The organism is Arthrobacter sp. C152 (assembly GCF_054890965.1).
Map to the genome: position 1 here is coordinate 91,359 of NZ_JBTZSU010000005.1, position 23,547 is coordinate 114,905.

The 23,547-nt window shown below is 67.5% G+C and carries 23 protein-coding genes; 9 read left to right on the top strand and 14 right to left on the bottom strand.

All coding sequences use genetic code 11. From position 1 onward, the window contains the following. Nucleotides 1–43 precede the first annotated feature (43 nt). Nucleotides 44–220, top strand: coding sequence for a CsbD family protein (locus ACYSM9_RS05210; RefSeq protein ID WP_461855947.1), 177 nt, complete (start codon nucleotides 44–46; stop codon nucleotides 218–220). A 53-nt stretch (nucleotides 221–273) separates the two neighbouring features. Here ACYSM9_RS05210 and ACYSM9_RS05215 read toward each other — a convergent pair whose 3' ends face one another. After that, nucleotides 274–711: a DUF1003 domain-containing protein gene (locus ACYSM9_RS05215; RefSeq protein ID WP_461855948.1), complete on the bottom strand. Its 438-nt coding sequence runs from the start codon at nucleotides 709–711 to the stop codon at nucleotides 274–276. A 22-nt stretch (nucleotides 712–733) separates the two neighbouring features. After that, entirely contained in the window at nucleotides 734–1,408 is a 675-nt protein-coding gene (locus tag ACYSM9_RS05220) for a DUF1345 domain-containing protein (protein ID WP_461855949.1), read from the bottom strand. A 160-nt stretch (nucleotides 1,409–1,568) separates the two neighbouring features. Here ACYSM9_RS05220 and ACYSM9_RS05225 point away from each other — a divergent pair, with 160 nt between their 5' ends. Then, nucleotides 1,569–2,531 (top strand): AraC-like ligand-binding domain-containing protein, encoded by a 963-nt coding sequence (locus ACYSM9_RS05225; RefSeq protein WP_461855950.1) that lies wholly within the window; start codon nucleotides 1,569–1,571, stop codon nucleotides 2,529–2,531. 152 nt (nucleotides 2,532–2,683) lie between these two features. Continuing rightward, nucleotides 2,684–3,313, top strand: a complete 630-nt coding sequence (locus tag ACYSM9_RS05230; protein ID WP_461855951.1) for an AmiS/UreI family transporter — start codon at nucleotides 2,684–2,686, stop codon at nucleotides 3,311–3,313. Here the strand turns inward: ACYSM9_RS05230 and ACYSM9_RS05235 are convergent. The 11 genes from ACYSM9_RS05235 to glyA form a co-directional block, all read right to left on the bottom strand. Further along, nucleotides 3,306–4,772, bottom strand: coding sequence for an APC family permease (locus tag ACYSM9_RS05235; RefSeq protein ID WP_461855952.1), 1,467 nt, complete (start codon nucleotides 4,770–4,772; stop codon nucleotides 3,306–3,308). The genes ACYSM9_RS05230 and ACYSM9_RS05235 overlap by 8 nt on opposite strands. A gap of 103 nt (nucleotides 4,773–4,875) precedes the next feature. Next, nucleotides 4,876–5,523: an FAD-dependent oxidoreductase gene (locus ACYSM9_RS05240; protein ID WP_461855953.1), complete on the bottom strand. Its 648-nt coding sequence runs from the start codon at nucleotides 5,521–5,523 to the stop codon at nucleotides 4,876–4,878. Continuing rightward, the gene (locus ACYSM9_RS05245; protein WP_461855954.1) at nucleotides 5,505–5,945 is read right to left on the bottom strand and encodes an FAD-dependent oxidoreductase; all 441 of its coding nucleotides are present in this window, start codon (nucleotides 5,943–5,945) and stop codon (nucleotides 5,505–5,507) included. Before ACYSM9_RS05245 ends, ACYSM9_RS05240 begins: the two co-directional genes overlap by 19 nt. A gap of 267 nt (nucleotides 5,946–6,212) precedes the next feature. Next, nucleotides 6,213–6,464, bottom strand: coding sequence for a hypothetical protein (locus ACYSM9_RS05250; RefSeq protein WP_461855955.1), 252 nt, complete (start codon nucleotides 6,462–6,464; stop codon nucleotides 6,213–6,215). A gap of 5 nt (nucleotides 6,465–6,469) precedes the next feature. Next, the gene (purU, locus tag ACYSM9_RS05255) at nucleotides 6,470–7,366 is read right to left on the bottom strand and encodes a formyltetrahydrofolate deformylase (protein WP_461855956.1); all 897 of its coding nucleotides are present in this window, start codon (nucleotides 7,364–7,366) and stop codon (nucleotides 6,470–6,472) included. Nucleotides 7,367–7,369: 3 nt separating this feature from the next. Then, nucleotides 7,370–8,743 carry an L-serine ammonia-lyase gene (locus tag ACYSM9_RS05260; protein ID WP_461855957.1) on the bottom strand — a complete coding sequence of 458 codons (1,374 nt, stop codon included), beginning with the start codon at nucleotides 8,741–8,743 and terminating at the stop codon, nucleotides 7,370–7,372. Further along, nucleotides 8,743–9,393 (bottom strand): sarcosine oxidase subunit gamma, encoded by a 651-nt coding sequence (locus ACYSM9_RS05265; RefSeq protein ID WP_461855958.1) that lies wholly within the window; start codon nucleotides 9,391–9,393, stop codon nucleotides 8,743–8,745. Before ACYSM9_RS05265 ends, ACYSM9_RS05260 begins: the two co-directional genes overlap by 1 nt. Further along, the gene (locus ACYSM9_RS05270; protein ID WP_461855959.1) at nucleotides 9,386–12,328 is read right to left on the bottom strand and encodes a sarcosine oxidase subunit alpha family protein; all 2,943 of its coding nucleotides are present in this window, start codon (nucleotides 12,326–12,328) and stop codon (nucleotides 9,386–9,388) included. The genes ACYSM9_RS05265 and ACYSM9_RS05270 overlap by 8 nt, the downstream gene beginning before the upstream one ends. Then, on the bottom strand, nucleotides 12,325–12,729 hold the full coding sequence (locus tag ACYSM9_RS05275; RefSeq protein ID WP_461855960.1) for a sarcosine oxidase subunit delta: 405 nt from the start codon (nucleotides 12,727–12,729) through the stop codon (nucleotides 12,325–12,327). The genes ACYSM9_RS05270 and ACYSM9_RS05275 overlap by 4 nt, the downstream gene beginning before the upstream one ends. A gap of 29 nt (nucleotides 12,730–12,758) precedes the next feature. Next, nucleotides 12,759–13,979 carry a sarcosine oxidase subunit beta family protein gene (locus tag ACYSM9_RS05280; RefSeq protein ID WP_461855961.1) on the bottom strand — a complete coding sequence of 407 codons (1,221 nt, stop codon included), beginning with the start codon at nucleotides 13,977–13,979 and terminating at the stop codon, nucleotides 12,759–12,761. Further along, the gene (glyA, locus tag ACYSM9_RS05285; protein WP_461855962.1) at nucleotides 13,976–15,316 is read right to left on the bottom strand and encodes a serine hydroxymethyltransferase; all 1,341 of its coding nucleotides are present in this window, start codon (nucleotides 15,314–15,316) and stop codon (nucleotides 13,976–13,978) included. The genes ACYSM9_RS05280 and glyA overlap by 4 nt, the downstream gene beginning before the upstream one ends. 124 nt (nucleotides 15,317–15,440) lie before the next feature. Here glyA and ACYSM9_RS05290 point away from each other — a divergent pair, with 124 nt between their 5' ends. After that, nucleotides 15,441–16,109, top strand: coding sequence for a GntR family transcriptional regulator (locus ACYSM9_RS05290; protein WP_461855963.1), 669 nt, complete (start codon nucleotides 15,441–15,443; stop codon nucleotides 16,107–16,109). Nucleotides 16,110–16,142: 33 nt separating this feature from the next. Here the strand turns inward: ACYSM9_RS05290 and ACYSM9_RS05295 are convergent, their stop codons facing one another. Beyond that, entirely contained in the window at nucleotides 16,143–17,351 is a 1,209-nt protein-coding gene (locus ACYSM9_RS05295) for an ROK family protein (protein ID WP_461855964.1), read from the bottom strand. 90 nt (nucleotides 17,352–17,441) lie between these two features. Here ACYSM9_RS05295 and ACYSM9_RS05300 point away from each other — a divergent pair, with 90 nt between their 5' ends. The 5 genes from ACYSM9_RS05300 to ACYSM9_RS05320 all read left to right on the top strand — a co-directional run bounded on the left by ACYSM9_RS05300 (nucleotide 17,442) and on the right by ACYSM9_RS05320 (nucleotide 23,467). Further along, complete coding sequence (locus ACYSM9_RS05300; RefSeq protein WP_461855965.1) at nucleotides 17,442–18,719, top strand: ABC transporter substrate-binding protein; 1,278 nt, start codon at nucleotides 17,442–17,444, stop codon at nucleotides 18,717–18,719. 49 nt (nucleotides 18,720–18,768) lie between these two features. Further along, complete coding sequence (locus ACYSM9_RS05305; protein ID WP_461856048.1) at nucleotides 18,769–19,698, top strand: carbohydrate ABC transporter permease; 930 nt, start codon at nucleotides 18,769–18,771, stop codon at nucleotides 19,696–19,698. Then, nucleotides 19,695–20,630 (top strand): carbohydrate ABC transporter permease, encoded by a 936-nt coding sequence (locus ACYSM9_RS05310; protein ID WP_461855966.1) that lies wholly within the window; start codon nucleotides 19,695–19,697, stop codon nucleotides 20,628–20,630. The genes ACYSM9_RS05305 and ACYSM9_RS05310 overlap by 4 nt, the downstream gene beginning before the upstream one ends. Next, a complete protein-coding gene (gene ppgK, locus ACYSM9_RS05315; RefSeq protein ID WP_461855967.1) occupies nucleotides 20,627–21,481 on the top strand; it encodes a polyphosphate--glucose phosphotransferase in 855 nt (284 codons plus the stop codon). Before ACYSM9_RS05310 ends, ppgK begins: the two co-directional genes overlap by 4 nt. Before the next feature lie 69 nt (nucleotides 21,482–21,550). After that, on the top strand, nucleotides 21,551–23,467 hold the full coding sequence (locus ACYSM9_RS05320; RefSeq protein WP_461855968.1) for an alpha-amylase family glycosyl hydrolase: 1,917 nt from the start codon (nucleotides 21,551–21,553) through the stop codon (nucleotides 23,465–23,467). The last annotated feature ends 80 nt before the right edge of the window (nucleotides 23,468–23,547 follow it).

Below are 23,547 nucleotides of genomic sequence, written 5' to 3' on the forward strand. Positions count from 1 at the left end.
GGCTTCGGGACACCGGAGCGGGTACGAAGGCAAGGAGCATCTCATGGGCTTGGATGACAAGATCGAAAACGCCGCCGAGAAGCTTGGCGGCAAGGGCAAGGAAGCTGCCGGCGAGGCTACGGGCGATGAAAGCCTGCGGGCCGAAGGGCAGGCCGACCAGTCCAAAGCCGACCTGAAGCAGGCCGGCGAAAAGGTCAAGGACGCGTTCAAGCGCGACTGATTGGCCGCTCCCGATGGGTGCAGCTCCAGCCGGAGCTGCACCCATCGGCGTGTTCAGGGCCGGTTTCCGGCGGCTTCTTCCGGGCCGCGGCTGTCCACCATGGCCCGCAGCTCCTGCAGCAGCTGCAGCTGTTCGGCGTTGATGTTCATCAGCATTTCGATATGCGCCGCGGCGCGCACGTCCGTTTCGTAGTCATGCTGTGCCATCGCCGAGGCGATGGCGTCCTGGCGCTTGGCGGCGATGAGCAGGATGGCACCCTGCAGGCCGGCCAGCATGGACAGGAAGAGGTTCAGCAGGATGTACGGGTAGGGGTCCCACGCGTCCGCTGCAAGGACGAAGGAGTTGACCGCCGCCCACAGCGTCATGAAGCCCACAAAAATTCCCACGAACGGCCAGCTGCCCATGCCGTTGCGCAGCGTGTCAGCAGCCCTGTCACCGGCACTCAGGCCGGCCTTGTGCCGGTGGTGCCAGTTCATTTTGATCTCCGCCATGGGCCCAGAATAGTCCTGGCGGTCAGTGAATCAGCCCCGAGACCAGGTTGATGGTAGTGGCCAGGACGATCGCTCCCAGGAGGTAGGACAGCAGCGCCTGCCGCAGGACGGTCCCGCGGACCGCCCTGGTATTGAGGCTGGTATCCGACACCTGGAACGTCATGCCCACCGTGAAGGCCAGGTAGGCAAAGTCGGCGTAGCGCGGCGGCGTGTCTTCGTTGAAATCCACGCCGGTCCGGTCGCGGTAGTAGATGGCGGCGTACCGCAGGGTGAAAAGCGTCTGGACCAGGAACCAGGACAGGGCGATGCTGCCCAGTGCCATCGCAACAATGGCATCCTTGCCGGGCCCCTGGGCGCGGGAAGCGTCGTTGAGGATCAGCGCCACCCCGGCGAAGCTGGCCAGCGTGGCAGTGAGGACCAGGGCATCCGAGAACACGCGGCCGGGGTCTTCCCGGCGCGCATGCGCAGCGGTAGCCGCCGGATCAAGGCGGCCGATCACGCTCCAGACCCACACCAGGTAGATGGCCGAGGCCGCCGCCCAGCCAAGGGCAGGGGCGTAGGCCCAGTTGCCGCCGATGCCCACCAGCGCTGCGGTAAGCAGGCCGGCGCCGAGCATCACCAGCATCCTCAGGCTTGATCGGTGCGTGCGGGAGTTGAAGTCGTGCCTGCTGGTCCGGGAAGCCGCACTGGAGTCCATGGGCGGAGCATGGCACGGCAAGCTTGGACCCGCCTGAGAGCCGCGGATTCTTTTTTCGCCAAGTGTTGAAAATAAGGCTGCCCCGCTTTAGCCTGAAGGGGCTGTGTCATGCGACACAGTTGGGGGAACGGCAAGCGGCAACCCAGTGCGAGGAACATCCATGGCAACAACGGCAGCGGCCCGGCACAGCACTCAGGACCTCACCACCAGCGTGGCTGCGTCCTTTGACCACTGGAAGCACCTGGTGGCCGAATCGTTCGTGCCCCTCACCGCCCGGACAACGGATGTGGACGGCTTCCAGGGCCGCATTCGCTCCCGGGTGCTGGACCGGATGTCCATCGTGGAAGTTACCGCCACATCGCATGAAGTCCACCGCACGCCGGCACTCATCGCCCAGGCCCACGAGCGCTACTTCAAGCTGAACCTGCAGCTCGAGGGGACGGGGCTGCTCATCCAGGACAACCGCGAAGCAGTACTCCAGCCCGGCGACCTCGCCATCTACGACACCAGCCGGCCCTATACCCTCGCTTTTGAAGACAGCACCCGCATCATGGTGCTGATGTTTCCCTGCGAGGCCCTGTCCCTGCCCGCCGACTATGTGGGGCAGCTCGCGGCGGTGCGGATGGCCGCTGCCGGGGGCCTGAGCGGGATTGTCGGCCAGTTCATCCGGCAGCTGTCCGCGAACCTGGACGTTCTCAACGGCCCCAGCGGTTCCCGGCTGGCAGCCAACGCCCTGGACCTGGTGTCCACCATGCTCCACGCGGAAATGGACATCACCCCGGACCGGATGAAGCCGCAGGCATTGCTGGCCGTGTCGGTCCGTGAGTACATCGAGGCCAATCTCTCCGATCCCCTGCTCTCGCCGGCAAGCATCGCGGCGGCGCACTTCATCTCCACCCGGCACCTGCACAACGTCTTCCACGAATCCGGGACCACGGTGGCCAGCTGGATCCGGACCCAGCGGCTGGAGGGGGCGCGCCGGGAACTCCGGGATCCGCTGCATGCGGGAAAGTCCGTGGGCGCGGTGGCAGCACGCTGGGGAATCCTCGACGCCGCACACTTCAGCCGCACGTTCCGGGATGCCTTCGGCGTATCACCGAGCGAGTGGCGCCGCGGCGCCTGAAGCCGTACACCGTTCGGGGCAGTCCCTCCCAACCAATTACAACCAAGGGCCGATAGGCGCTCCGCCGCGGGTGGCGCTAACCTCCGTCATGTGACAAAGAAGTTTCGACTTATGCCCCGTGCCTCGGCCGCGCCGCACGGGGGGACAGCCTGATGCCCTACATCTGCCTTTTGCTCTCCGGTGTTGCGCTGCTGGTCAACGGGCTCGCCACCCTGGGGCACCTGCCCCGCCGGGACGCGGCCGTGTGCAGCATGGCGGTCGGCGCCATCCAACTGGTGCTCGGCGTCGTCCATCTCTCCGCCGGCAGCACCGCCGCAGGCACGCTGCTCACCGCCGCCGGCATGTTCCTGTTCGGGATGACGTACCTGTACGCCGGGCTGGATGCCCTGCTGGAGCTGGGGTCGCGGGGCCTGGGCTGGTTCTGCGGAATGGTGGCGCTGTGTGGGCTGCTGCTCGCTGGCGCCTGGTCCGGCAGTGATCCGCTGCTGGCCGTGCTGTGGGTGTGCTGGGCGGTGTTGTGGGCGCTCCTCTTCGCCTCCTTGGCCCTTGGCGCGCACCGCCTGGACCCGTTTACGGGGTGGGCGGTCGTCCTCGCCAGCCAGGTCACGGCCACCATTCCCGCCTTCCTGGGACTCACCGGGAACTGGCCTCGGACGCTCGAGGCGTCAGGGGTGGCGGCGGCGCTGCTGGCCGGTATGTTCCTCGCCGCACACACACTGGCCCGGCGCGGAATTGGTGTTCCGCGCCGGGCCAGTGCCGGAGAGCCCCTGCCGGTTAAGTAAGCGCGTGGGCCACGGGGGCGGCGTGGCGGCGCTGGACGGTCCACTCCAGCAGCACCCCGGCCAGGAAGACCACGGGCACGGCCGACAACAGGGCGCTGGCCGTCTCCGTGCTGCCGCCGATCAGGGCCGTGAAGTTGCTGACCACCAGGAACAGGACCCAGCCGAGCAGTACCGTCGCAAGGGCGGGAGCAAGGCGCGTCTGCCACAGCTGTGCGCGTTCGCTGCGGAAGAAGCCGACGACGGCCACCGAGCACAGCATGTACAGCACCAGCAGCGCGGCGACAGCGAGCCCGCTGAACCAGGAAAAGAGGGTCAGCACGGGATCGAGGGCAAGGACGGCGAAGGGCACCACGAGCACGACGGCGGTGGCCGACTGGATCCAGGCGGCCACCGCGGGTGCGCGGTGCCGGTTGGTCCGGGCCAGCACGGCGGGCAGGGAACCACGCAGCGCCAGGGAGTGCAGGTACCGGTTGATGCCGTTGTGGAAGGCGATGATGCCGGCGAGCAGCGAGGTGACCAGCAGGATGCCGGCCACGATGCCCGCCCAGGGGCCGAACAGTTCCACCAGGGGCCCCAGCACGAAGGACGTGGCGTCGCCGGATTCAAGCGCCGCACCGGCGGCGTCCATCACCTGTGACGGACCGTAGTAGCTGACCAGCATCCAGGAGATGAAGGCAAAGAACACGGAAATCACGCCGACCGAGAGATACGTTGCGCGGGCCACCGTCCGCTCGGGGTCCTTAGCCTCGGCCGAATAGATGGCCGTGGACTCGAACCCGAACATGGACGCCACGGCAAACATGATGGCAACCCCGGGCGCCCCGGCGCCGATGGCCTCCGGCGAGAAGGATGCGGCTGCGCTGATGCCCTCGGGACCGCCGCCGCTGAACAGGACGGTGAAGCCGAACAGCAGCAGGATGGCCACTTCGAGCCCAACCAGCAGGGCCAGGACCCGGGCGCCGAGTTCGATGTTCAGCGAGCCGAGAACCTGGACGCCGGCCATGGTGGCGACGGCCAGCAGCCACCACGGCACCTCGACGCCGATCGAGGCCAGCAACCCGGAAAAGGCTGCGCCATAGAGCCCGTACATGGCGGCCTGCACCGTGTTGTAGGCCAGCAGCGCCAGCCACGCGGCCCCCGCACCGGTCTTCCTGCCGAACGCCGCGGTGACGTAGGCGTAGAACGCGCCGTTGGCCTGGATTTTGCGGCTCATGGCCACGAAGCCCACCGCGAAGATGACGATCACGATGCCCACGATCAGATAGGCGCCGGGCGCGCCGGCGCCGTTGCCGAGCGCTGCGGCGAGCGGTGAGGCGCCGACGATGCCTGTCAGGGGCGCCTGGGCCGACAGGACGAAGAAGAGGATGCCCAGCACGCCGACGCTGCCGGCGCGCAGGGCGGTTGAATGCGCCTTGGCCGGAGCGTCAATGGTCCGGGGCTCGGAATTCGAAATACTCATTTGATCCTTCTTAACGGTCATGAGCTTGGGAAAATTGCTGTGGAATCCAGCTTGTCAGCGGGCGGGGGATGCGCCTTGTCCGCCAGCGACCAGTTGTTGATTGTCAGCGCAGTGCGTTGCGGCGGCCGGCGAGAAGTGCTGCGGCGTCCAGGGCCGCTTCCATGCCGCTTTCGATGGCGCCGTCGATGAAGCCGCCCCAGCCGTTTGCGGTGTCCGAGCCGGCAAAGAACACATTGCCGTGGGCGGACTGCATCGCCGCGAGGTGCCTGCTGAGGAACCCGGTGCGGTGCATGGGCCAGGTCTCCCCCGCCAGCGGGTCCGCCACCCAATCATGGGTGGCCACGTCCAGGACCTCGACGCCGGGTACCAGCCGGGCCAGCTGCGCCTGCACTGCCGCTGCATCCGATGCGTCGATCGTCGACGCGTCAGGGCCAAATCCCACGACGATCGTGTCGCCGTCGAGCGTGTATTCAGCCTGGAAGAAGTTCAACGGCCAGTCCGCCTGCCCCAGCGCCGCCCCTTCTGCCTTCGCCGCCTCCAGCGGCGGCTCGAAGTCGATGGGTGCCATGGCATGGAGCGGAACGGTGACGATGGCGGCCCTTGCGCGCAGGGCGCGGCCGTCCGCGCTGCGGACCGTCACGGCACCGCCGTCGTCCGTTATTCCCGCCACGGCAAAGCCGAAGTCGACGGCCCAGTCGCCATTTGTCAGCGCCACCCAGCGGAGGGCCTGGGTCAGCGCAGCATCGTCCAACGGTCCGTTGAGTTGAGGGCCCAAAAGGATTCAAGGATGTCCCGGGCCGGGCCCGGCGCGAACTGCTCCCGGATCCGGTCCTGCACTGAAATGTGGTCGATTTCCCTGAACGCATCCCCGTTGAAGGGTCTGAACGGCTCGGGGAAGAAGGTGCGGGCCTCCTTGACGAATGCCCCGTTGTATTCGCCGATGAGCGCCAGCAGGGCTTCCGGGGCACCTTCCCGGCGGCCGCCGTCGGCCCACCAGAACGCGCGCTGCGGCTCCGGGCTGGGGACCGTGCCGATACCGTACCGCTTCAGCTCCGCCCAGACGTAAGGCTGGGTCCAGTGGACCCACGTTCCGCCGATCTCCAGATCGCGGCCCAGCCGGTGGTCCAGACAGGTCCGTCCGCCGATGCGGTCCCGGGCTTCGACGATGCGCACCTTCAAGCCCTGGCGGGCAAACCCGCCGGGGGCGTGCTGCCCGGGACCGGAAGTCCCCGGGCGGCACGCTCTTTTTTCTGCTGAATCTCCCCAGGTTTGGCCTGGACTGCCCGCCGGACGACGGCGTGTGGCCGGGACACGCCGTCGTCCTTGCTCAAAGGTGGGGAAACCCAGCGCCGCCCGCCATCCGGTACGGCTGACGGCACATGCAAGAGCGCGGCCGGCGGCCCTTGTGGGGCAGCCAGCCGCGCTCTGGGCAGTCCAGGATTACACGCTGACGGGCGCAGCCACCTGCAGGAGGTGGTGCGCTTCGAGCAGCTCCAGTTCGATCCAGACCTCAAAGTCCTCGTGGGCGTTGTAAAGAGTCCGGCCATGGGACGAGTCGGCCATCAGCCACAGCATGGAGGAATCCGGCATGACGTCGTCCACCAGGCCGGTGCGGATGGTCCGGCCGTACTGCCGGACCTCCACGGGGATGCCGACCAGCCGGTTCCAGTCACGGTATTTGCGCAGCGACACGGCAGTTACCGGAGCACCACAGTGCGGTTGCCCTGCAGGATGACCCGGCCTTCGCAATGCCACTTCACGGCGTTGGAGAGGGCCTTGCACTCCGTGTCGCGGCCGGCGGCCACCAGGTCCTCGGGACCGTACGTGTGGTCAACGTCCACCACCTGCTGGGAGATGATGGGCCCCTCGTCCAGCTCCGCGTTGACGTAGTGCGCCGTGGCACCCACGGTCTTCACGCCCCGGGCATACGCCTGGTGGTACGGCTTGGCGCCCTTGAAGCTGGGCAGGAACGAGTGGTGGATGTTGATGGCGCGGCCGTCCAGCTGACGCGTCAGGTCGTCGCTGAGCACCTGCATGTAGCGGGCCAGCACCACCAGTTCCACGTCCAGGCCGTCCACGAGCTCCATCAGCCGCGCCTCCGCCTGGGGCTTGGTGTCCGCCGTGAGGGGGATGTGGTGGAACGGGATGCCGTGCCACTCCACCAGCGCCTGGTGGTCGGTGTGGTTGGATACCACGGCCACGACGTCCACCGGCAGCTCCCCGATCCGCGCCCGGAAGAGCAGGTCGTTGAGGCAGTGCCCGAACTTGGAGACCATGATCAGCACCCGGCGCTTGGACCCCTGGCGCTCCAGCTGCCACCGCATGCCGAACTTGTCGGCCACGGGGGCGAAGGATTCCCGCAGGACCTGCAGGGTGGACTCGTCCCCCTCGGAGACGAAGTGCACCCGCATGAAGAAGTGGCCCTCGGTGCGCTCACCGAACTGCTTGTTGTCGATGATGTCGCAGCCGTGCTCCAGCAGGAAGCCGGAGACGGCGTGGACGATGCCGGGGCCCTCCGGGCAGTCCAGGGTCAGGACGTGCTCCACGGTGGCGGGCGCCTTCGGGGCGGGCAGATGGGTTTCAGTAACAGTCATGGCTCAGCACTCGATCACATTCACGGCGAGGCCTCCTCGGGAGGTTTCCTTGTACTTGGTCTTCATGTCGGCACCGGTGTCGCGCATGGTCTTGATCGCCTTGTCCAGCGAGACCTTGTGGCTGCCGTCCCCGTGCAGGGCCAGCCGGGCCGCGTTGATCGCCTTGACGCTGGCGATCGCGTTCCGCTCGATGCAGGGGATCTGCACCAGCCCGCCCACGGGATCGCAGGTCAGGCCGAGGTTGTGCTCGATCCCCACCTCGGCGGCGTTCTCCACCTGTGCCGGCGTTCCGCCGAGCACTTCGCAGAGCCCGGCCGCAGCCATTGAGCAGGCGGAGCCCACCTCGCCCTGGCAGCCCACTTCGGCGCCGGAGATGGAGGCGTTCGTCTTGAACAGGATTCCGACGGCGGCCGCCGCCAGCAGGAAGCGGACCACGCCGTCGTCGTCGGCCCCCGGAACAAACTTCATGTAATAGTGCAGGACCGCAGGCACGATCCCGGCAGCCCCGTTGGTGGGGGCGGTAACGATGCGGCCGCCGGCTGCGTTCTCCTCATTCACCGCAAGAGCGAAGAGGTTCACCCATTCCATGGCGTGCAGCGCGTCGGTGCTGGCGGAGTCCTTGGAGAGGGTCTTGAACAGCGCCGGCGCCCGGCGGGCCACCTTAAGGCCGCCGGGCAGGATGCCCTCGGCGTTGCAGCCGTTCTGCACGCACTCCTTCATCACGGCCCACAGCCCCAGCAGCTTTTCCCGAAGTTCGGCTTCGCTGTGCCAGGTCAGCTCGTTGGCCAGCATGACGTCGGAGATGGACATGCCTTCACGGCTGCAGATCTGCAGCAGCTCATCAGCCGTGGAGAACGGGTACGGCAGCACGGTATCGTCAGCCACCACCTTGTCCGCCCCCTGGGCGTCGCCGTCCACCACGAAGCCGCCGCCGATCGAGTAGAAGCTCCGCTCGCTCAGGACGGCCCCGTTGTGGTCGAAGGCCCGGAACGTCATGCCGTTGGGGTGCGCGGGAAGGGACTTGCGGCGGTGGAGCACCACGTCCTCTTCCCAGTTGAAGTCCACCCGGTGCGTGCCCGCGATCTGCAGTTCGGCGTTCAGGGCGGCCGCTGCCACCTGGTCGTCGGCCGTGAACGTGTTAACCGTTTCCGGCTCCAGGCCCTGCAGCCCCAGGACCACTGCCTTGTCGGAGCCGTGGCCACGCCCCGTGGCGCCCAGGGAACCGAAGAGTTCCGACTGGACGCGCACGGTGGACGCCAGTTGCCCGTCGCCCTTGAGCCCGTCGGCGAAGAGCTTGGCCGCCCGCATCGGGCCCACCGTGTGTGACGACGAGGGCCCGATGCCAACAGAGAACAGATCCAGGACGCTGAGCGCCATCAGGGAACCTCAGGCGAGGCGTACTCCCGCATGGCGTCCAGCAGCCACCGGCCCAGGAACTCGGCGAAGGATGCGCGCGGGAAGATCCGGAACGACTCTTCGCCGGTCTTCCACAGGACGGCCGGGATGTTCGCGATTTCCGTGGAGAACGCGGTGCCGGCCTTGAACACCCGGGGGTGCAGGTCCAGCGAGCAGCCCTTTTCCAGGACGGCCCGGGCCCGCGGACCGTTGAGTTCGAACGTGGTGCGGTTGGCGGAGAGGTCCACCACCTGGCCCGCGTCGCCGCCGAGGGCTTCCCGGAGGGCGGGGATCAGGTCGCCGCCCAGGGACTCGTGTGCCTCGGTGGGTGCCACCACCAGGAACTCGGAGGGGCCCAGCCACAGGACGGACACGTCGCCGTTGCCGGCCACTGCGCCGGATCCGGCCGGGAGGCCGCCGGTGACAGCGGCCAGCCGGGTTGCCGCATCCGAGCCTGAGTTGGCACGGAGGCCCACCATGGTCAGGAAGGGCAGTTCGGAGAGCTCAACGGTGCCGGCCAGGGAGCCTGCCGCGAACGCCTCCGCCAGCTGCCTGGCGGGGCTGACGCGGGCTGCGAGGTTCTTCTCCGCAGAAGTCTTGGCGGAGGTCGGGGATGCTGCTGTTTCAGCCATCTTTACGGGTCCCTTCGGGGTCAAAAAGCACTGTTTCTGCAACAACCACGTCCACCAGCTGGTCGCCGGCGGCCGCCACCAGCGTTTCGCCGATGCGGTTGCGTCCGTTCTTGATCAGGGCCAGGCCGAACGACCTGCCCAGCGCTGCACTGTGGTAGCTGGAGGTGACGAACCCTTCCATCGGCACAGGGCCGTAGGCGGGGTTGGTGGAGCGGCCCTTTTCCACGAGCTGGGTGCCTTCGGGCAGCCGGAGCGAGCCGTCCACGGGGAGGACGCTGACCAGGTGCTTGCGGTCCTCGCGCTGGGCGTCAACCCGGGTGTAGGAGCGCTTGCCGATGAAGTCCTTGGCCTTGGAGACGATCCACTCCATGCCGGCGTCCTGCGGGGTGACCGTGCCGTCGGTGTCCTGCCCGACGATCGGGTAGCCCTTCTCGGCGCGGAGCACGTGCATGGTTTCGGTGCCGTACGGGGTGATGTTGAACTCGGCACCCGCAGCAGCGACTGCTTCCCAGGTGTTCAGTCCGTACCAGGCCGGCACGTTGATTTCGTAGGCCAGCTCACCGGAGAACGAGATCCGGCAGATCCGGGCCCGAACGCCGGAGGCGAGGCTGGTCTCTCGGAAGGTCATGAACGGGAAGGCTTCGGCGTCCAGGCCGCCGTTGGCAGCCAGTTCCGGCGCCACCTTGGCGATGACTTCACGGGACTTGGGCCCGACGACCGCAATGGTGCTCCACTGCTCGGTGACCGAGGTGCACTTGACGTCCAGCTCCGGCCATTCGGTCTGCAGCCATTCCTCCAGCCAGTCCAGCACCTTGGCGGCGCCGCCGGTGGTGGTGGTCATGAAGTAGGTCTCCTCGTCGAGGCGCAGGGTCACGCCGTCGTCGAAGATCATGCCGTCCGGGGTGCACATGACGCCGTAGCGTGCCGAGCCGGGTGCGAGCTTCTTGAACGCGTTGGTGTAGACGCGGTTCAGGAACTCCCCCGCGTCCTTGCCGCGGATTTCGATCTTGCCCAGCGTGGTGGCGTCCATGAAGCCCACGGAGTCGCGGACGGCGGCGCATTCGCGCAGCACGGCGGCGTCCATGTCCTCCCCGTCCTGCGGGTAGTACCAGGGCCGCTTCCACTGTCCGACGTCCTCGAACAGTGCGCCCTTGGCCACGTGCCAGGGGTGGATCGACGTGACGCGGGCGGGATCGAACAGTTCGCCGCGCTGGCGTCCGGCCAGTGCCGCGAAGGCGACCGGGGTGAACGGTGCGCGGTAGGTGGTGGTGCCGATGTCGCCGATGCCGCGGGAAGCCTCGCCGGCCGTGCGCAGCGCCGCGGCGATGACGCCGATGGCGTTGACGCCGGACGTCTTGCCCTGGTCGTTGGCGGTGCTGATCGAGGTGTACCGCTTGACGTGCTCCACCGAGCGCATGCCGGCCCCGGTGGAACGGAGGACGTCAGCCACGGACTGGTCGCGCTGGAAGTCGACGAAGTGGTGGTGCCAGTCGTCAGGGGTGCCGTTCTCGCCCGGTACCAGCCATAGCTGGCGGGTGGGGGCGGAGGCCTTCGGCTCAGCCAGGACGGAAGGCTCGACGGCGGAGGTGAACCCGGCGCCGATGGCCGCCCGTGCGCCGGCCGAGATGCCCTCGGCGACGCAGTCTTCGGTGGCGAACGAGCCGCGGCCGGAGCCAATGGTCTGCTGGTTGGGTACCTCGGTGCTGGGCACGAACGCGGCCAGCTCCTCGTCCCAGCGCAGCTTGCCCTGCCGCTGGGAGTGCAGGTGGACCAGCGGGCTCCAGCCGCCGGAGACTGCCAGCAGGTCGGCGGCGATCTGCTCGACGCCGGAGGTGAGTTCGCCGTCGTCGTTGATGCTGCGGACGGTGACGCCGTCCAGCCGGCCCGCGGAGTCAGCCGAGGTGTTGGCCACCGCGCTGCCGATCAGCACCCGGATCCCGGATTCGACGGCGGCGGTTGCCACCGCGGTGAGCTTGGGCCGGGCGTCCACCACGGCTGCGACCTTGACGCCGGCGGCGGCGAGGTCGGCGGCGACGGCGTAGGCGCTGTCGTTGGTGGTGCTGATGACCACGCGCTTGCCGGCGGCCACCGCGTACCGGTTCAGGTAGGTGCGGACGGCCGAGGCCAGCATGATGCCGGGGCGGTCGTTGTTCTCGAACACGAGGGGACGCTCGTGGGCGCCCGGAGCGAGGACAACCTGGCTGGCACGGATGTGCCAAATCCGCTGGCGGGACACGCCGGGGGCTGCGGGGCTGCTGAGGTGGTCGGTGCGGTTCTGGACGGCGATGACGTAGTTGGCGTCGTAGGCACCGAAAGCGGTGGTGCGGTTCAGGACCGTGGATTCGGCGCCGGAAACCAGTTCAGCTTCGACGTCGGCAACCCACTCGAGGGCCGGCTTGCCTTCAATGGTCTCGGCCAGTGCACCGTCCGTGGAACCGGAGAGCAGGGAGCCGCCGAGTTCGGGCTGGTCGTCCAGGAGCATGACGCGGGCGCCGCTGCGGACGGCTTCCCGGGCCGCGGCGAGGCCGGCGGGGCCGCCGCCGATCACCAGGACGTCGGTGTGGACGTACTTCTTGTCGTATTCGGCGCGGTCGTCGGCGGGGTCCAGCTTGCCCAGGCCGTTGAGCTGGGTGGCTTTCAGGCCATCTACGAGGGAAACGGTGGTGGACGGGAGCATGGATTCGGCGACGTGGCCGGGGAAGCGGGCTTCCACGCGGACCAGGGCGTTGGCTTCCTCGACGCCGGCGGACATGATGCCACGGGCGCGGTCCTCATAGAGCGAGTTGCCGGCGGCGATGCGGCCGTTGGCCAGCAGAGCCGAGGCCAGGGTGTCGCCGGGGTGGCCGGTGAATTCCTCGCCGTCCACGGTGAAGCGCCAGGAGATGGTGCGGTCGATGCGGCCGCCGGTGGCCAGGCGGGCGTTCTGGGAGGTCACTTGGTGGCTCCTTCCGGGGCAGAGGCGGGGGAAATGCTGGTGCCTGAGATATCGGGCGCGGCGGTCCCGGTGGTGGTGCTGTCGGCGGCAAGGCTGGCGGTGCCGGATTCGGCTGCCGGGGCTCCGGCCAGGTCCGGCCGCTTCGCCCCCATCGGGTAGATGGCCTTGATGTCGTAGCTGACGGTGTCGCGGAGCATGTTGAACCACTGGCGGCAGCCGGTGCTGTGCACCCACCGCTCGGCGAAGATGCCTTTGGGGTTCTCACGGTAGAAGAGGTAGCGGGACCACTCGGTGTCGGTCAGCTCGCTGGGGTTCACCGGGTAGGGCACGTGGGCCTGTCCCCCGTAGTGGAATTCGGTTTCGTCCCGCGGGCCGCAGTTGGGGCATGGGATCAGCAGCATGTGCGTTAGTCCTTTTCTGGTGGCGGCGGCTAGTGGGCGACGGCGGCGGCGCCGTGTTCGTCGATGAGGGCGCCGGTTTCGAAGCGTTCCAGTGAGAACGGCTCGTTCAGCTTGTGCGGGGCGCCGGTGGCGATGGTGTGCGCGAAGGTCATGCCGGCGGCGGGCGTGCCCTTGAACCCGCCGGTACCCCAGCCGCAGTTCACGAACATGTTCTCCACGGGGGTGACACCCACGATCGGGGAGGCGTCCATGGTGGTGTCCACGATGCCGCCCCAGGTCCGGAGCACGTGGGCCCTGGCGAAGATGGGGAAGAGCTCGACGGCGGCCGCCATCTGCTGCTCGATCACGTGGAAGGAACCGCGCTGGCCGTAGCCGTTGTAGGAGTCGACGCCGGCGCCCATGACCAGTTCGCCCTTGTGCGCCTGCGAGACGTAGACGTGGACGTGGTTGGACATAACCACCGTGGGGTGGACCGGCTCGTGCAGTTCGGACACCAGCGCCTGCAGCGGGTGGGACTGGATGGGCAGCTGGAAGCCTGCCATCTCAGCCAGGACCGAGCTGTGGCCGGCGGCGCACAGGCCCACCTTTTCCGTGTGGATGGTGCCGCGGTTGGTCTTGACGCCCACCACGCGGTCGCCGTCCTTGAGGAAGCCGGTCACTTCGCAGTTCTGGATGATGTCCACGCCCATTTCGTCGCACTTGCGGGCGAAGGCCCACGCGACGTGGTCGTGCTTGGCGATGCCGGCGCGGGGCTGGTAGGTGGCGCCCATGACGGGGTAGCGGATGTCGTCGCGGATGTTCAGGATGGGGCAGAGTTCCTTGACCTGCTGCGGGTCCAGCCACTCTGCGTCCACGCCGTTGAGCTTGTTGGCGCCCACGCGGCGGATGCTTTCACGCACGTCGCCGAGGGTGTGGGCCAGGTTCATCACGCCGCGCTGGCTGAAGAGGAAGTCGTATTCGAGTTCCTCGGGCAGGATCTCCCAGAGCTTGAGGGCGTGCTCGTAGATGGCCGCGCTCTCGTCCCAGAGGTAGTTGGAGCGGATGATGGTGGTGTTGCGGGCCATGTTGCCGCCGGCCAGCCAGCCCTTTTCCAGGACGGCGATGTTGGTCATGCCATGGTTCTTGGCCAGGAAGTACGCGGTGGCCAGGCCGTGCCCGCCGCCGCCGACGATGACGGCGTCGTAGGAGGACTTGGGCTCCGGGTTGCGCCAGAGGAAAGCCGGGTGCTCAGGGAGGAGATCTGCGCTCACTGGGCTGCTCCAATCAGTTCTGCCTCAGCGTCGGCCAGGCCGGCGTCGGCGGTGAGGTGCGGGTAGAGGGGGAACTTCTCCGCCAGGGCGGTGACGCGTCCACGGAGTTCGACGGCGGTGTCCCCGGGCAGGGTGCCGGTGGAAGCCGCGGCGATCAGCGCCGTGGCAATGATGTCGGCGACCTCGGTGAATTCGGCGGCGCCGAAGCCGCGGGCGGCCAGGGCGGGGGTGCCGATCCGCAGGCCGGAGGAGACCATCGGCGGGCGGGGGTCGAACGGGACGGCGTTGCGGTTGACCGTGATGCCGATCTGGTGGAGGGCGTCCTCGCCCTGCTGGCCATCGAGCTCGGAGTTGCGCAGGTCGACCAGGACCAGGTGGACGTCGGTTCCGCCGTTGACGACGGAGATGCCGGCGGCCTGGACGTCGTCCTGGAGGAGGCGTTCGGCCAGCAGCTGGGCGCCCTGCAGGACGCGTTCCTGGCGTTCCTTGAATTCGGGGGCTGCGGCCAGCTTGAAGGCCACGGCCTTGGCGGCGACCACGTGCTCCAGCGGTCCGCCCTGCTGGCCGGGGAACACGGCGCTGTTGATCTTCTTGGCGTACTCCTCCTTGGCCAGGATGACACCGCCGCGGGGGCCGCCGAGGGTTTTGTGGGTGGTGGTGGTGACCACGTCGGCGTAGGGGACGGGGTTCGGGTGCAGGCCTGCGGCCACGAGGCCGGCGAAGTGTGCCATGTCCACCATCAGGTAGGCGCCCACGAGGTCGGCGATGCGGCGGAACTCGGCGAAGTCCAGCTGGCGGGAGTAGGCGGACCAGCCGGCGACGATCAGCTTGGGCTTGTGTTCCAGGGCCAGCGCTTCGACCTCGGCCATGTCGATGCGGAGGTCCTCTTCGCGGACGTGGTACGGGACCACGTTGTAGAGCTTGCCGGAGAAGTTGATCTTCATGCCGTGGGTGAGGTGGCCGCCGTGGGCCAGGGACAGGCCGAGGATGGTGTCGCCGGGGTTCAGCAGGGCGAACATGGCGGCGGCGTTGGCCTGGGCGCCGGAGTGCGGCTGGACGTTGGCGAATTCGGCACCGAAGAGGGCCTTCACGCGGTCGATGGCGAGCTGTTCGATGACGTCCACGTGCTCGCAGCCGCCGTAGTAGCGCTTGCCCGGGTAGCCCTCGGCGTACTTGTTGGTCAGCACCGAGCCCTGCGCCTCCATCACGGCGGACGGCGCGAAGTTCTCGGAGGCGATCATTTCCAGCGTGGACTGCTGGCGGTGCAGCTCCTGCGCGACGGCGGCGGCGACATCGGCGTCCACCGTGGCGAGCGAGGCGTTCAGTACGTCCTGCATTGTTCTCCTTCTGAGCCTTGGCAGTTACTGATCTATAACTGACCTGTAACTGATATATTAGAACTGACGTAATAGTATGTTGCAGATCACTTCGCAGTCAATAGCTACCTTGGGAGCCCTCGAAATGAGCGTCACACTGGAGAACCACCTCGCCGGGGACGGGGACCTTTCGCTCTCCGAACAGGCCTACCGGCACCTTCGCGACCGCCTCATCATGCTCGATATCCGGCCGGGCGAGGCGATCAACGACGGCAAGCTCGCCGCCGAGCTCGGCATCGGCCGCACGCCCGTCCGCGAAGCGCTGAAGCGCCTGGAAAGCGACCACCTCGTGGTGTCCTATCCACGCCGCGGGACGTTCGCCACGATCGTTGACATCACCGAACTCGCGGATGTGTCCGAACTGCGCGAATCCCTGGAACCGCTCGCCGCCCGGCGCGCCGCCAAGCTGGCAACACCGGCACTGCGTGCCGAGATTCGGGAAACAGCGAAGGCGATTGCCGCGATGGATCCGGGCAACGACCCCTATGACCTGATGCGCTACGACATCAACGTACACCGGCTGATCTACCGGGCTGCGGCAAATGCCCATCTCGAGGACGTCCTGATCCGCTACGACAACCTTGCCACCCGCATCTGGTGCATGGTCCTGGAGAAGGTGCCCTCAGTGGCGGAGCACATCTCCGAGCACGTTGAGCTGCTGGAGGCCGTGGCCGACGGCGACTCCGAGCGGGCGGGCAGGCTCGCCCTGGAGCACGTCAGCAGCTTCGAGCAGGCCATCCGCAGCGTTCTGTAGGCTTCCGCGCCGGGGCTTGCCCCGCGTCCGCGGTCAGGAGCGGGCCGTCCGGGGGAGAAACGCCATGGGCTCGCGCCTGATCCGCACCAGCGCGGACTCCACAGCGCCGCGGACCACGGCCTCTGCGCCGAGGGCGCTGGCGACGAGGGACGGCAGTGGCAACCCGGAGTCCCTGGGCAGCAAGCTGCGCGCATGCTCCAGGACCGGCTCTATCGCACTTGCGATCCCGCCGGCGATGACAACCCGCTCAATGTCGAGCAGGCTGGAGAGCACCACCGCGATCCGCGCCAGCCGCACTCCCAGGCCTGCGATGATGTCCTGCGCCAGCGGGTCACCCCCGCGGGCAGCCTCGAACACATCCTCCGCATTGATGTCATCCCCGGGGATGCCCCGCAGCGACGTGGTTCCCTCGTAGGAATGGACGCGCCTGCGCGCCCACTTCCGCGCAAGCGCCCCGAATCCGTCCGAGATGCCCTCGTCGGATTCAAGCGTGTCGCCGGCAAGGATGTCCAGGAACCGCATTTCACCGGCGCCGCCCCTGCCGCCGCGCAGCAGGCGCCCGTCAACGATCAGGCCGGCGCCGAACCGCTCCCCCGAGAGCAGCGTGGCAACATTGGCCGAGGGCTGCTGCGCCTGTTCGGCCATCGCCGCGAGATTGGCGTCGTTGTCGACGACGACCGCCCCCTGGAGATCCGGCGCGAACCCGGAGTTCATCAATTGCCAGAATTCCCCTCCGGCCGGAGACCCGCCGTCCGCATCCACCGGCGCCGGAACACCGATCACGGTCAACAGGACGTCGTCCTCGCCGCATCCCGCGTCTTCCAGCGCCTTGCCGATCAGGTTCCGGGCGGCCGACACCCGGCCGGCCCGTCCCAGCGCGTGCGAGTCGATGCTGCGCCGCCGCTTCCCCAGCTCACGGCCGCGCAGGTCCGCCACGATGGCCGTCAGGTGGGTTTCACCGGCATCCAGCCCCACCACCACACCTGCAGCTTCCCGCAGCTGGTAGCGGCGTGCCGGCCGGCCCTTGGGCGCACGGCCGGCGTCACCGCCGTCGCTCACTTCCTCAAGCCAGCCCCCACCAACCAGGCCGTCGCAGACGCCGAGCACCGTGGCGCGTGTCAGCCCGGTCGCCTCCATGGCCTCCCCGGCCGTAAAAACCTGCTCCTGGAGGGCGAAGCGCAGCAGCGCCTCCGAGTTGATCTGGCGTAACAGTTGGGTCGAGCTCGCCGTAGTTCCGTCCACCCCTTGACGATAGCCCCTGCGTCCCCCATCCTCGTATGGGACCTAAATATAAGATCCAAATAAATTCTCTCCGAAAGCCCTTAGGAGCCGATGTTGCCACCTTTGACGCCCGCAGGGACGCGAGTCTCCCGCCGAACCTTCCTCACCGCAGCGGGGGGTGCCCTCGCCGCTTTCGGACTGGCGGGATGCGCCCCTGCGGGAGGCAGGCCGACCATCACGTTCCACCAGTCGAAACCGGAGGCGGTCCCCTACTTCCGCGACCTGGCGGCGAAGTTCACGGGCTCGCAGGACCAGTTCCGCGTCCTGCACGACATGGCAACCAATCTCTCCGCCAGCTTCGTCCGCAGCAGCCCGCCGGATCTGGGCTGCCTTAACTACAACCTTGAGATGGCCCGTTTCATGGAGCGCGGCGCCCTCTCGGACCTGTCCGACCTGCCCGAAGCCGCGTCCATCCGGGGCGACGTCCTCGACCTCACCAACTGGTACCCCACCTACGCCGGCCGCACGAGCGTTATCCCCTACTCCGTCATGGCGGCGTCGGTCATCTACAACCGCCGCATCTTCGAGGCCCACGGCCTGGCCGTCCCGACAACCTGGGACGAATTCATCGATGTCTGCGAAGTGCTCAAGGCAGCGGGCGTTACGCCGATCTACGGCACGTTCCGCGAGCCCTGGACAGTCGCCCAGGGCCTGTTCGACTACACGGTGGGCGGCATGGTTGACGTGCGCGCCTTCTACAGGAGCATGCACGAAACCGGCGAAAAGGTTGGCCCCGATTCCGAGGTCTCGTTCCAGAGGACCATGCTGGAACCGGTACGGCGCATGGTCCAGCTGACCAAGTACGTCAACCCTGATGCCTCCAGCCGCGGCTACGGGGACGGCAACACTGCCATGGCGCAGGGACAGGCCGCCATGTACTTCCAGGGGCCCTGGGCTTTCGGCGAAATCGAAAAGGCCGGCACCGGCGTGGAGCTCGGCACCTTCCCGCTGCCAATGACCGGCAACCCCGCCGACCTCAAGGTCCGCGTCAACATCGACCTGTCGCTCTGGGTTCCCGAGGTCTCGAACGGGCAGCAGGGGGCGCGCGCCTTCCTCCAATACCTGCTCAAGCCGGAGGTCCAAAACCCCTACAACGCCAAGTTCCTGGGGTTCGGCACCGTCAAGGACGCGCCGCCGGTCACGGACCCCCGGATCGTCGAAATGCAGAAGTACTACGACGAGGGCCGCTTCTACATGGGCGCCTCACAGTTCATCCCGAACACGATCCCCGCCGCCAACTACATCCAGTCGATTCTCGGTGGCGCCGACCCCGAAGCCACGCTGCGCCGGATGGACGCCGACTGGGCGCGCCTGGCCTTCCGGGCATGACCATCCTTTTCGACCCGATGCACGAAACGAGGACCCCTCCATGTCATCCATGACCAAGACTTCCCCCGGAGCGGCGGTGAAGGCCCCGGCAGCGCCCGGACCAGGGACTGCGCGCAAGGGCCGGGTGGACCCGCTCTACTACTTCTTCCTCTTCCCCTCGCTGGCGATCTTCACGCTCGCCGTCACGCTGCCCGCCGTGGTGGGGTTCATCTACAGCTTCACCAACTCCGTCGGCTTCGGCGACTTCGACTTCATCGGCGTCCGGAACTTCATCGCGGTCTTCCGCGATGAAGGAGTCCTCGGCGCCTACGGGTTCACGCTTGCCTTCTCGCTCGTGACGGTCGTCGTGGTGAACATCCTGGCCTTCCTGCTGGCCCTGGGACTGACCTCCCGGGTGCGCTTCCGTACGGCGCTGCGCACGGTGTTCGTGATCCCGATGGTGATCTCGGGGATCGTCATCGCCTTTGTCTTCCAGTATCTTTTCTCGAACTCGCTGCCGCTGCTGGGCAAGGGCCTGGGCATCGGATCGCTCGCCACCAGCATCCTCGCCAACCCGGACCTGGCCTGGCTGGGCATCGTCTTCGTCACCGCCTGGCAGTCGATTCCCAGTGCCATGCTGATCTACATCGCAGGGCTCCTCACGGTCCCGCGGGAGGTTTACGAGGCGAGCTCCATCGACGGGGCAACGCCCTGGCACAACCTCCGCCACATCACCCTGCCGCTCGTCGCCGGGTACGCCGTCATCAACACCGTCCTCGGCTTCAAGAACTACCTCAACGCCTACGACATCATCGTGGGCCTCACCGACGGCGGCCCCGGAGTATCCACCCGCAGCGTTGCGATGGCGATCTTCCGCGGCTTCGAAGGCGGCGACTACGCCTACCAGATGGCCAATGCCGTGATCTTCTTCCTCATCAGCGTCGCCATCGCACTCATCCAACTCCGCTTCACACGTGGCAAAGGAGGGATCGCCGCATGAGCGACGCGACCCGCACCATCCCCGCATCCCCCGTCAACACAAGACCCGCCGGCGACGCAGGACCCGGCAACGCCGGACCGGCCGTCGCCGGCAGTCGCCGCATCCGCACCGGCCCTGAACGCACCAACTGGCCCGCCACCGCCCTGTTGATCGTCTGCACGCTCGGCGTGCTCATCCCGCTGTACGTCACCATCAGCATGGCGTTCAAGACCACCGGCCAGGCCGTGGACGGCAATGCGTTCTCCCTGCCAAGCCCGTTGACCTTCGACAGCTTCGCCCAGGCGTGGACGCTCACGAACTTCCCCCGCGGCTTCGGGATCTCCGTGTTCGTGTCCGTGACCGCCGTCGCCGGCGAAATCGTGGTGTCGGCGCTGGCCGCCTACGCGATCGTCCGCAACTGGGACCGCCGGCTCTTCCGCTGGTCGTTCTTCTACCTGCTCGCGGCCATGTTCATCCCGTTCCCCGTGGTGGCGCTGCCGCAGATCCAGCTCACGGGCCTGGTGGGACTGGACAACCCGCTCGGCGTTGCGATCCTGCACATCGTCTTTGCCCTGGCCTTCAACACCATGCTGTTTACGGCGTTCCTGCGCTCCATCCCGCTGGAACTGGAGGAAAGCATGCGGATGGACGGCGCCGGAACGTGGCAGGTGTTCTGGAAACTCGTATTCCCGCTGCTTGGCCCCATGAGCGCCACCATCGGCATCTTCGCCTTCATCGGCTCATGGAACGACTTCATGATGCCCTCGCTCATCATTTCCGACCCCGAACTGCAGACCATTCCCGTGCTGCAGAAGATGTTCCAGACGCAGTTCAGCAACAGCTACAACGTTGCCTTCGCCTCCTACCTGATGGCGATGGCCCCCGCCATCGTCGTGTACCTGTTCACCCAGCGCTGGGTGATGGCCGGCCTGACCCAGGGAGCCGTCAAGTGACGCCCGCGGGAACCGCCTCCATGGAACTGGCGGAACAGACCCCGCCTCCCGCCGTCGAAACCCCCGCCGGCACGGATGTCCGGATTGGAATCGATGTCGGCGGGACGTGGATCAAGGGTGCGCTCATTGACGTGGCACGCGGCGTTCCTGCCGGTACCGTCCGCCGCCTGCAGACGCCTCCCGGCGGGAGCGTGGAGGCAGTTGCGGACACCATGGACCGGCTCATCGCGGAGCTCGAAGCGGAAAGTCCCGGGGCTGCTGGCCAGGCCGTCGGCATCGCCATCCCCTCGATCGTCCAGCACGGGGTGGCCATATCGGCGGCGAACATGGACGCCGGCTGGATTGGGCGTGACGTCCAGTCCTACCTGCGGTCCCGGCTTGGCCGGCCTGTCTGCGTCGTCAACGACGCGGACGCTGCCGGCATGGCGGAAGCCCGGTACGGCGCCGGGTCTGCCAAGAAGGGCGTTGTCCTGGTCCTGACCCTGGGAACGGGCATCGGATCGGCACTGATCGTCGACGGCAGCCTGGTACCCAACGTCGAGCTGGGCCACCTGGAAGTCGGGGGCGTCAAGGCGGAATCCCGGGCGTCCGCCGTCGCCCGCGAAAACGAGGGCCTCGGCTGGGTGGAGTACGCCGGCCGGCTGCAGCAGTACCTGTCGCATGTGGAGTTCCTGTTCTCGCCGGACCTCATCATCATCGGCGGGGGTATTTCGGCCTGCAGCGCCGAATACCTGCCCCGCCTGTCACTGCGCACGCCCGTGGTTCCGGCCCGCCTGGAAAATTCGGCGGGCGTGGTGGGCGCAGCCCTGCAGGCGACCGCCACCGCGGGTCAAATCATCCAAATCCACTGAAGTGTGACGTGGAATACTTCAGTACAAGTGCCGCCGGACGTGCCGGCGCCGGCCGAAAGGGGCAGTGGCATGCAGGGAACCGTTAACGAGGACGAGGAAGCGCGCCGGCATGTGCTGTCCGAAGTATCGCGGGAACGAACGCTCGGCCTCGCCGCAGATCCGGACTTTGACCGGCGCTTCGAAGAACACTTCCCCACCCTCCGCAGCCTCTTCCACTCCCTCTACGGCGCACGCCAGGACTGGCTGGACCAGCTCACCGCCCTGGTGGTCCAAAGCGCACGGTCGTGGCAGGAGCGCCCGGAAGAGCTGAAGGTCCTGGACGCCGAACGGGAGGCCAACCCGGACTGGTTCCAGTCCAACGGCATGCTGGGCGGCGTCTGCTACGTGGACCGCTATGCCGAAAGCCTGGAGGGGGTCCGGGCCAGGATCCCCTACTTCAAGGAGCTCGGCCTCACGTACCTGCACCTGATGCCGCTGTTCCTGGCGCCCGAGCCGCACTCCGACGGCGGGTACGCGGTGTCCAGCTACCGGCAGGTCAACCCCAGGCTGGGGACCATGGACCAGCTGCGGTCCCTGGCAGCGGAACTTCGCAGCAACGGCATCAGCCTGGTGGTGGACTTCATCTTCAACCACACCTCCGACGAGCACGAGTGGGCACGGAAAGCCGCCGCCGGGGACCCGGAGTACAGCGACTACTACTGGATCTTCCCGGACCGCACCATGCCGGACGCCTTCGAGGAGAACGTCCGGGAAATCTTCCCGGAAAACCACGCCGGGTCCTTCATCCGGATGGACGACGGCCGCTGGGTCTGGGCCACGTTCCACACCTACCAATGGGACCTGAACTACTCCAACCCGGATGTTTTCCGGGCCATGGCAGGCGAGATGCTGTTCCTGGCCAACCAGGGTGTGGACATCCTGCGCATGGACGCGGTGGCTTTCATCTGGAAGCAGCTGGGCACCCCGTGCGAGAACCTGCCGCAGGCCCACACGCTGCTGCGGGCCTTCAACGCCGTGTGCCGGCTGGCGGCGCCGTCGCTGCTGTTCAAATCCGAGGCCATCGTGCATCCGGACGAGGTGGCGCTCTACATCGACCCCAAAGAATGCCAGCTGTCCTACAACCCGCTGCAGATGGCGCTGATCTGGGAATCCCTGGCCACGCGGGACGTCTCTCTCCTGGCACAGGCCCTGGAGCGCCGGCACAACATCCCTGACGGCACCGCCTGGGTGAACTACGTCCGCAGCCACGACGACATCGGCTGGACCTTCGCCGACGAGGACGCCGCTGAGCTGGGCATCAACGGCTTCGACCACCGCCGCTTCCTGAACTCCTTCTACGTGAACCGCTTCCCGGGCAGCTTCGCCCGCGGCGTCCCCTTCCAGGACAACCCCAAGACAGGTGACTGCCGGATTTCAGGCACGGCGGCGTCGCTGTGCGGCATGGAGGTCAACCCGGCGGAGGCGGTGGAACGGATCCTCCTGGCCCATTCGGTGCCGTTCAGCACCGGCGGTGTCCCGCTGCTGTACCTGGGCGACGAGGTGGGCCAGGTCAACGATTACGCCTACGCGGCCGAACCGGGGCACGAGGCGGACAGCCGCTGGGTGCACCGGCCGCACTACCCCGCCGCCCAGTACGCCCGCCGCACGGACCCGTCCACTCCCGAAGGCGCCGTCTATGCGGGCCTGAAGCGGATGATCGAGGTGCGGGCGGCCACCCCCGAACTGGCCGGGACCACGCTGGTGGACTTCGCCACGAACAACCGCTCGGTGCTCGCGTACCAGCGGCCGGGCGACGACGCCGGAGAGGGCAGCACCATCCTCGCGCTGGCCAACTTCAGCGACTCCGCCCAGGCCCTGCCCGCGGAAACCTTCGGCGGGTACGCCCCCGCCGCCGTCGACCTTCTCTCCGAGGCAGCCCTGCACCTGAATGAAGGCGTCACGCTGCTCCCCCGCCAGTACCTCTGGCTGCGCGTCACTCCCGTTTAGCCCCCGCCACCCAACTGGGTAGCAATTGTTGTCGTTTTGAGCGCCCATAACGACAACAATTGCGACCCAGTTGGGCAGGC

Bases quoted from the DNA above. Each gene is read 5' to 3' on its own strand.
- ACYSM9_RS05305 (WP_461856048.1), top strand. From the start codon at position 18,769: ATGACCAAGACTTCCCCCGGAGCGGCGGTGAAGGCCCCGGCAGCGCCC.
- ACYSM9_RS05290 (WP_461855963.1), top strand. From the start codon at position 15,441: ATGAGCGTCACACTGGAGAACCACCTCGCCGGGGACGGGGACCTTTCG.
- purU (WP_461855956.1), bottom strand. From the start codon at position 7,366: ATGACTGTTACTGAAACCCATCTGCCCGCCCCGAAGGCGCCCGCCACC.
- ACYSM9_RS05310 (WP_461855966.1), top strand. From the start codon at position 19,695: ATGAGCGACGCGACCCGCACCATCCCCGCATCCCCCGTCAACACAAGA.
- ACYSM9_RS05235 (WP_461855952.1), bottom strand. From the start codon at position 4,772: ATGAGTATTTCGAATTCCGAGCCCCGGACCATTGACGCTCCGGCCAAG.
- ACYSM9_RS05210 (WP_461855947.1), top strand. From the start codon at position 44: ATGGGCTTGGATGACAAGATCGAAAACGCCGCCGAGAAGCTTGGCGGC.
- ACYSM9_RS05260 (WP_461855957.1), bottom strand. From the start codon at position 8,743: ATGGCGCTCAGCGTCCTGGATCTGTTCTCTGTTGGCATCGGGCCCTCG.
- ACYSM9_RS05300 (WP_461855965.1), top strand. From the start codon at position 17,442: ATGTTGCCACCTTTGACGCCCGCAGGGACGCGAGTCTCCCGCCGAACC.
- glyA (WP_461855962.1), bottom strand. From the start codon at position 15,316: ATGCAGGACGTACTGAACGCCTCGCTCGCCACGGTGGACGCCGATGTC.
- ACYSM9_RS05320 (WP_461855968.1), top strand. From the start codon at position 21,551: ATGCAGGGAACCGTTAACGAGGACGAGGAAGCGCGCCGGCATGTGCTG.
- ACYSM9_RS05215 (WP_461855948.1), bottom strand. From the start codon at position 711: ATGGCGGAGATCAAAATGAACTGGCACCACCGGCACAAGGCCGGCCTG.
- ACYSM9_RS05225 (WP_461855950.1), top strand. From the start codon at position 1,569: ATGGCAACAACGGCAGCGGCCCGGCACAGCACTCAGGACCTCACCACC.
- ACYSM9_RS05265 (WP_461855958.1), bottom strand. From the start codon at position 9,393: ATGGCTGAAACAGCAGCATCCCCGACCTCCGCCAAGACTTCTGCGGAG.
- ACYSM9_RS05275 (WP_461855960.1), bottom strand. From the start codon at position 12,729: ATGCTGCTGATCCCATGCCCCAACTGCGGCCCGCGGGACGAAACCGAA.
- ACYSM9_RS05220 (WP_461855949.1), bottom strand. From the start codon at position 1,408: ATGGACTCCAGTGCGGCTTCCCGGACCAGCAGGCACGACTTCAACTCC.
- ACYSM9_RS05230 (WP_461855951.1), top strand. From the start codon at position 2,684: ATGCCCTACATCTGCCTTTTGCTCTCCGGTGTTGCGCTGCTGGTCAAC.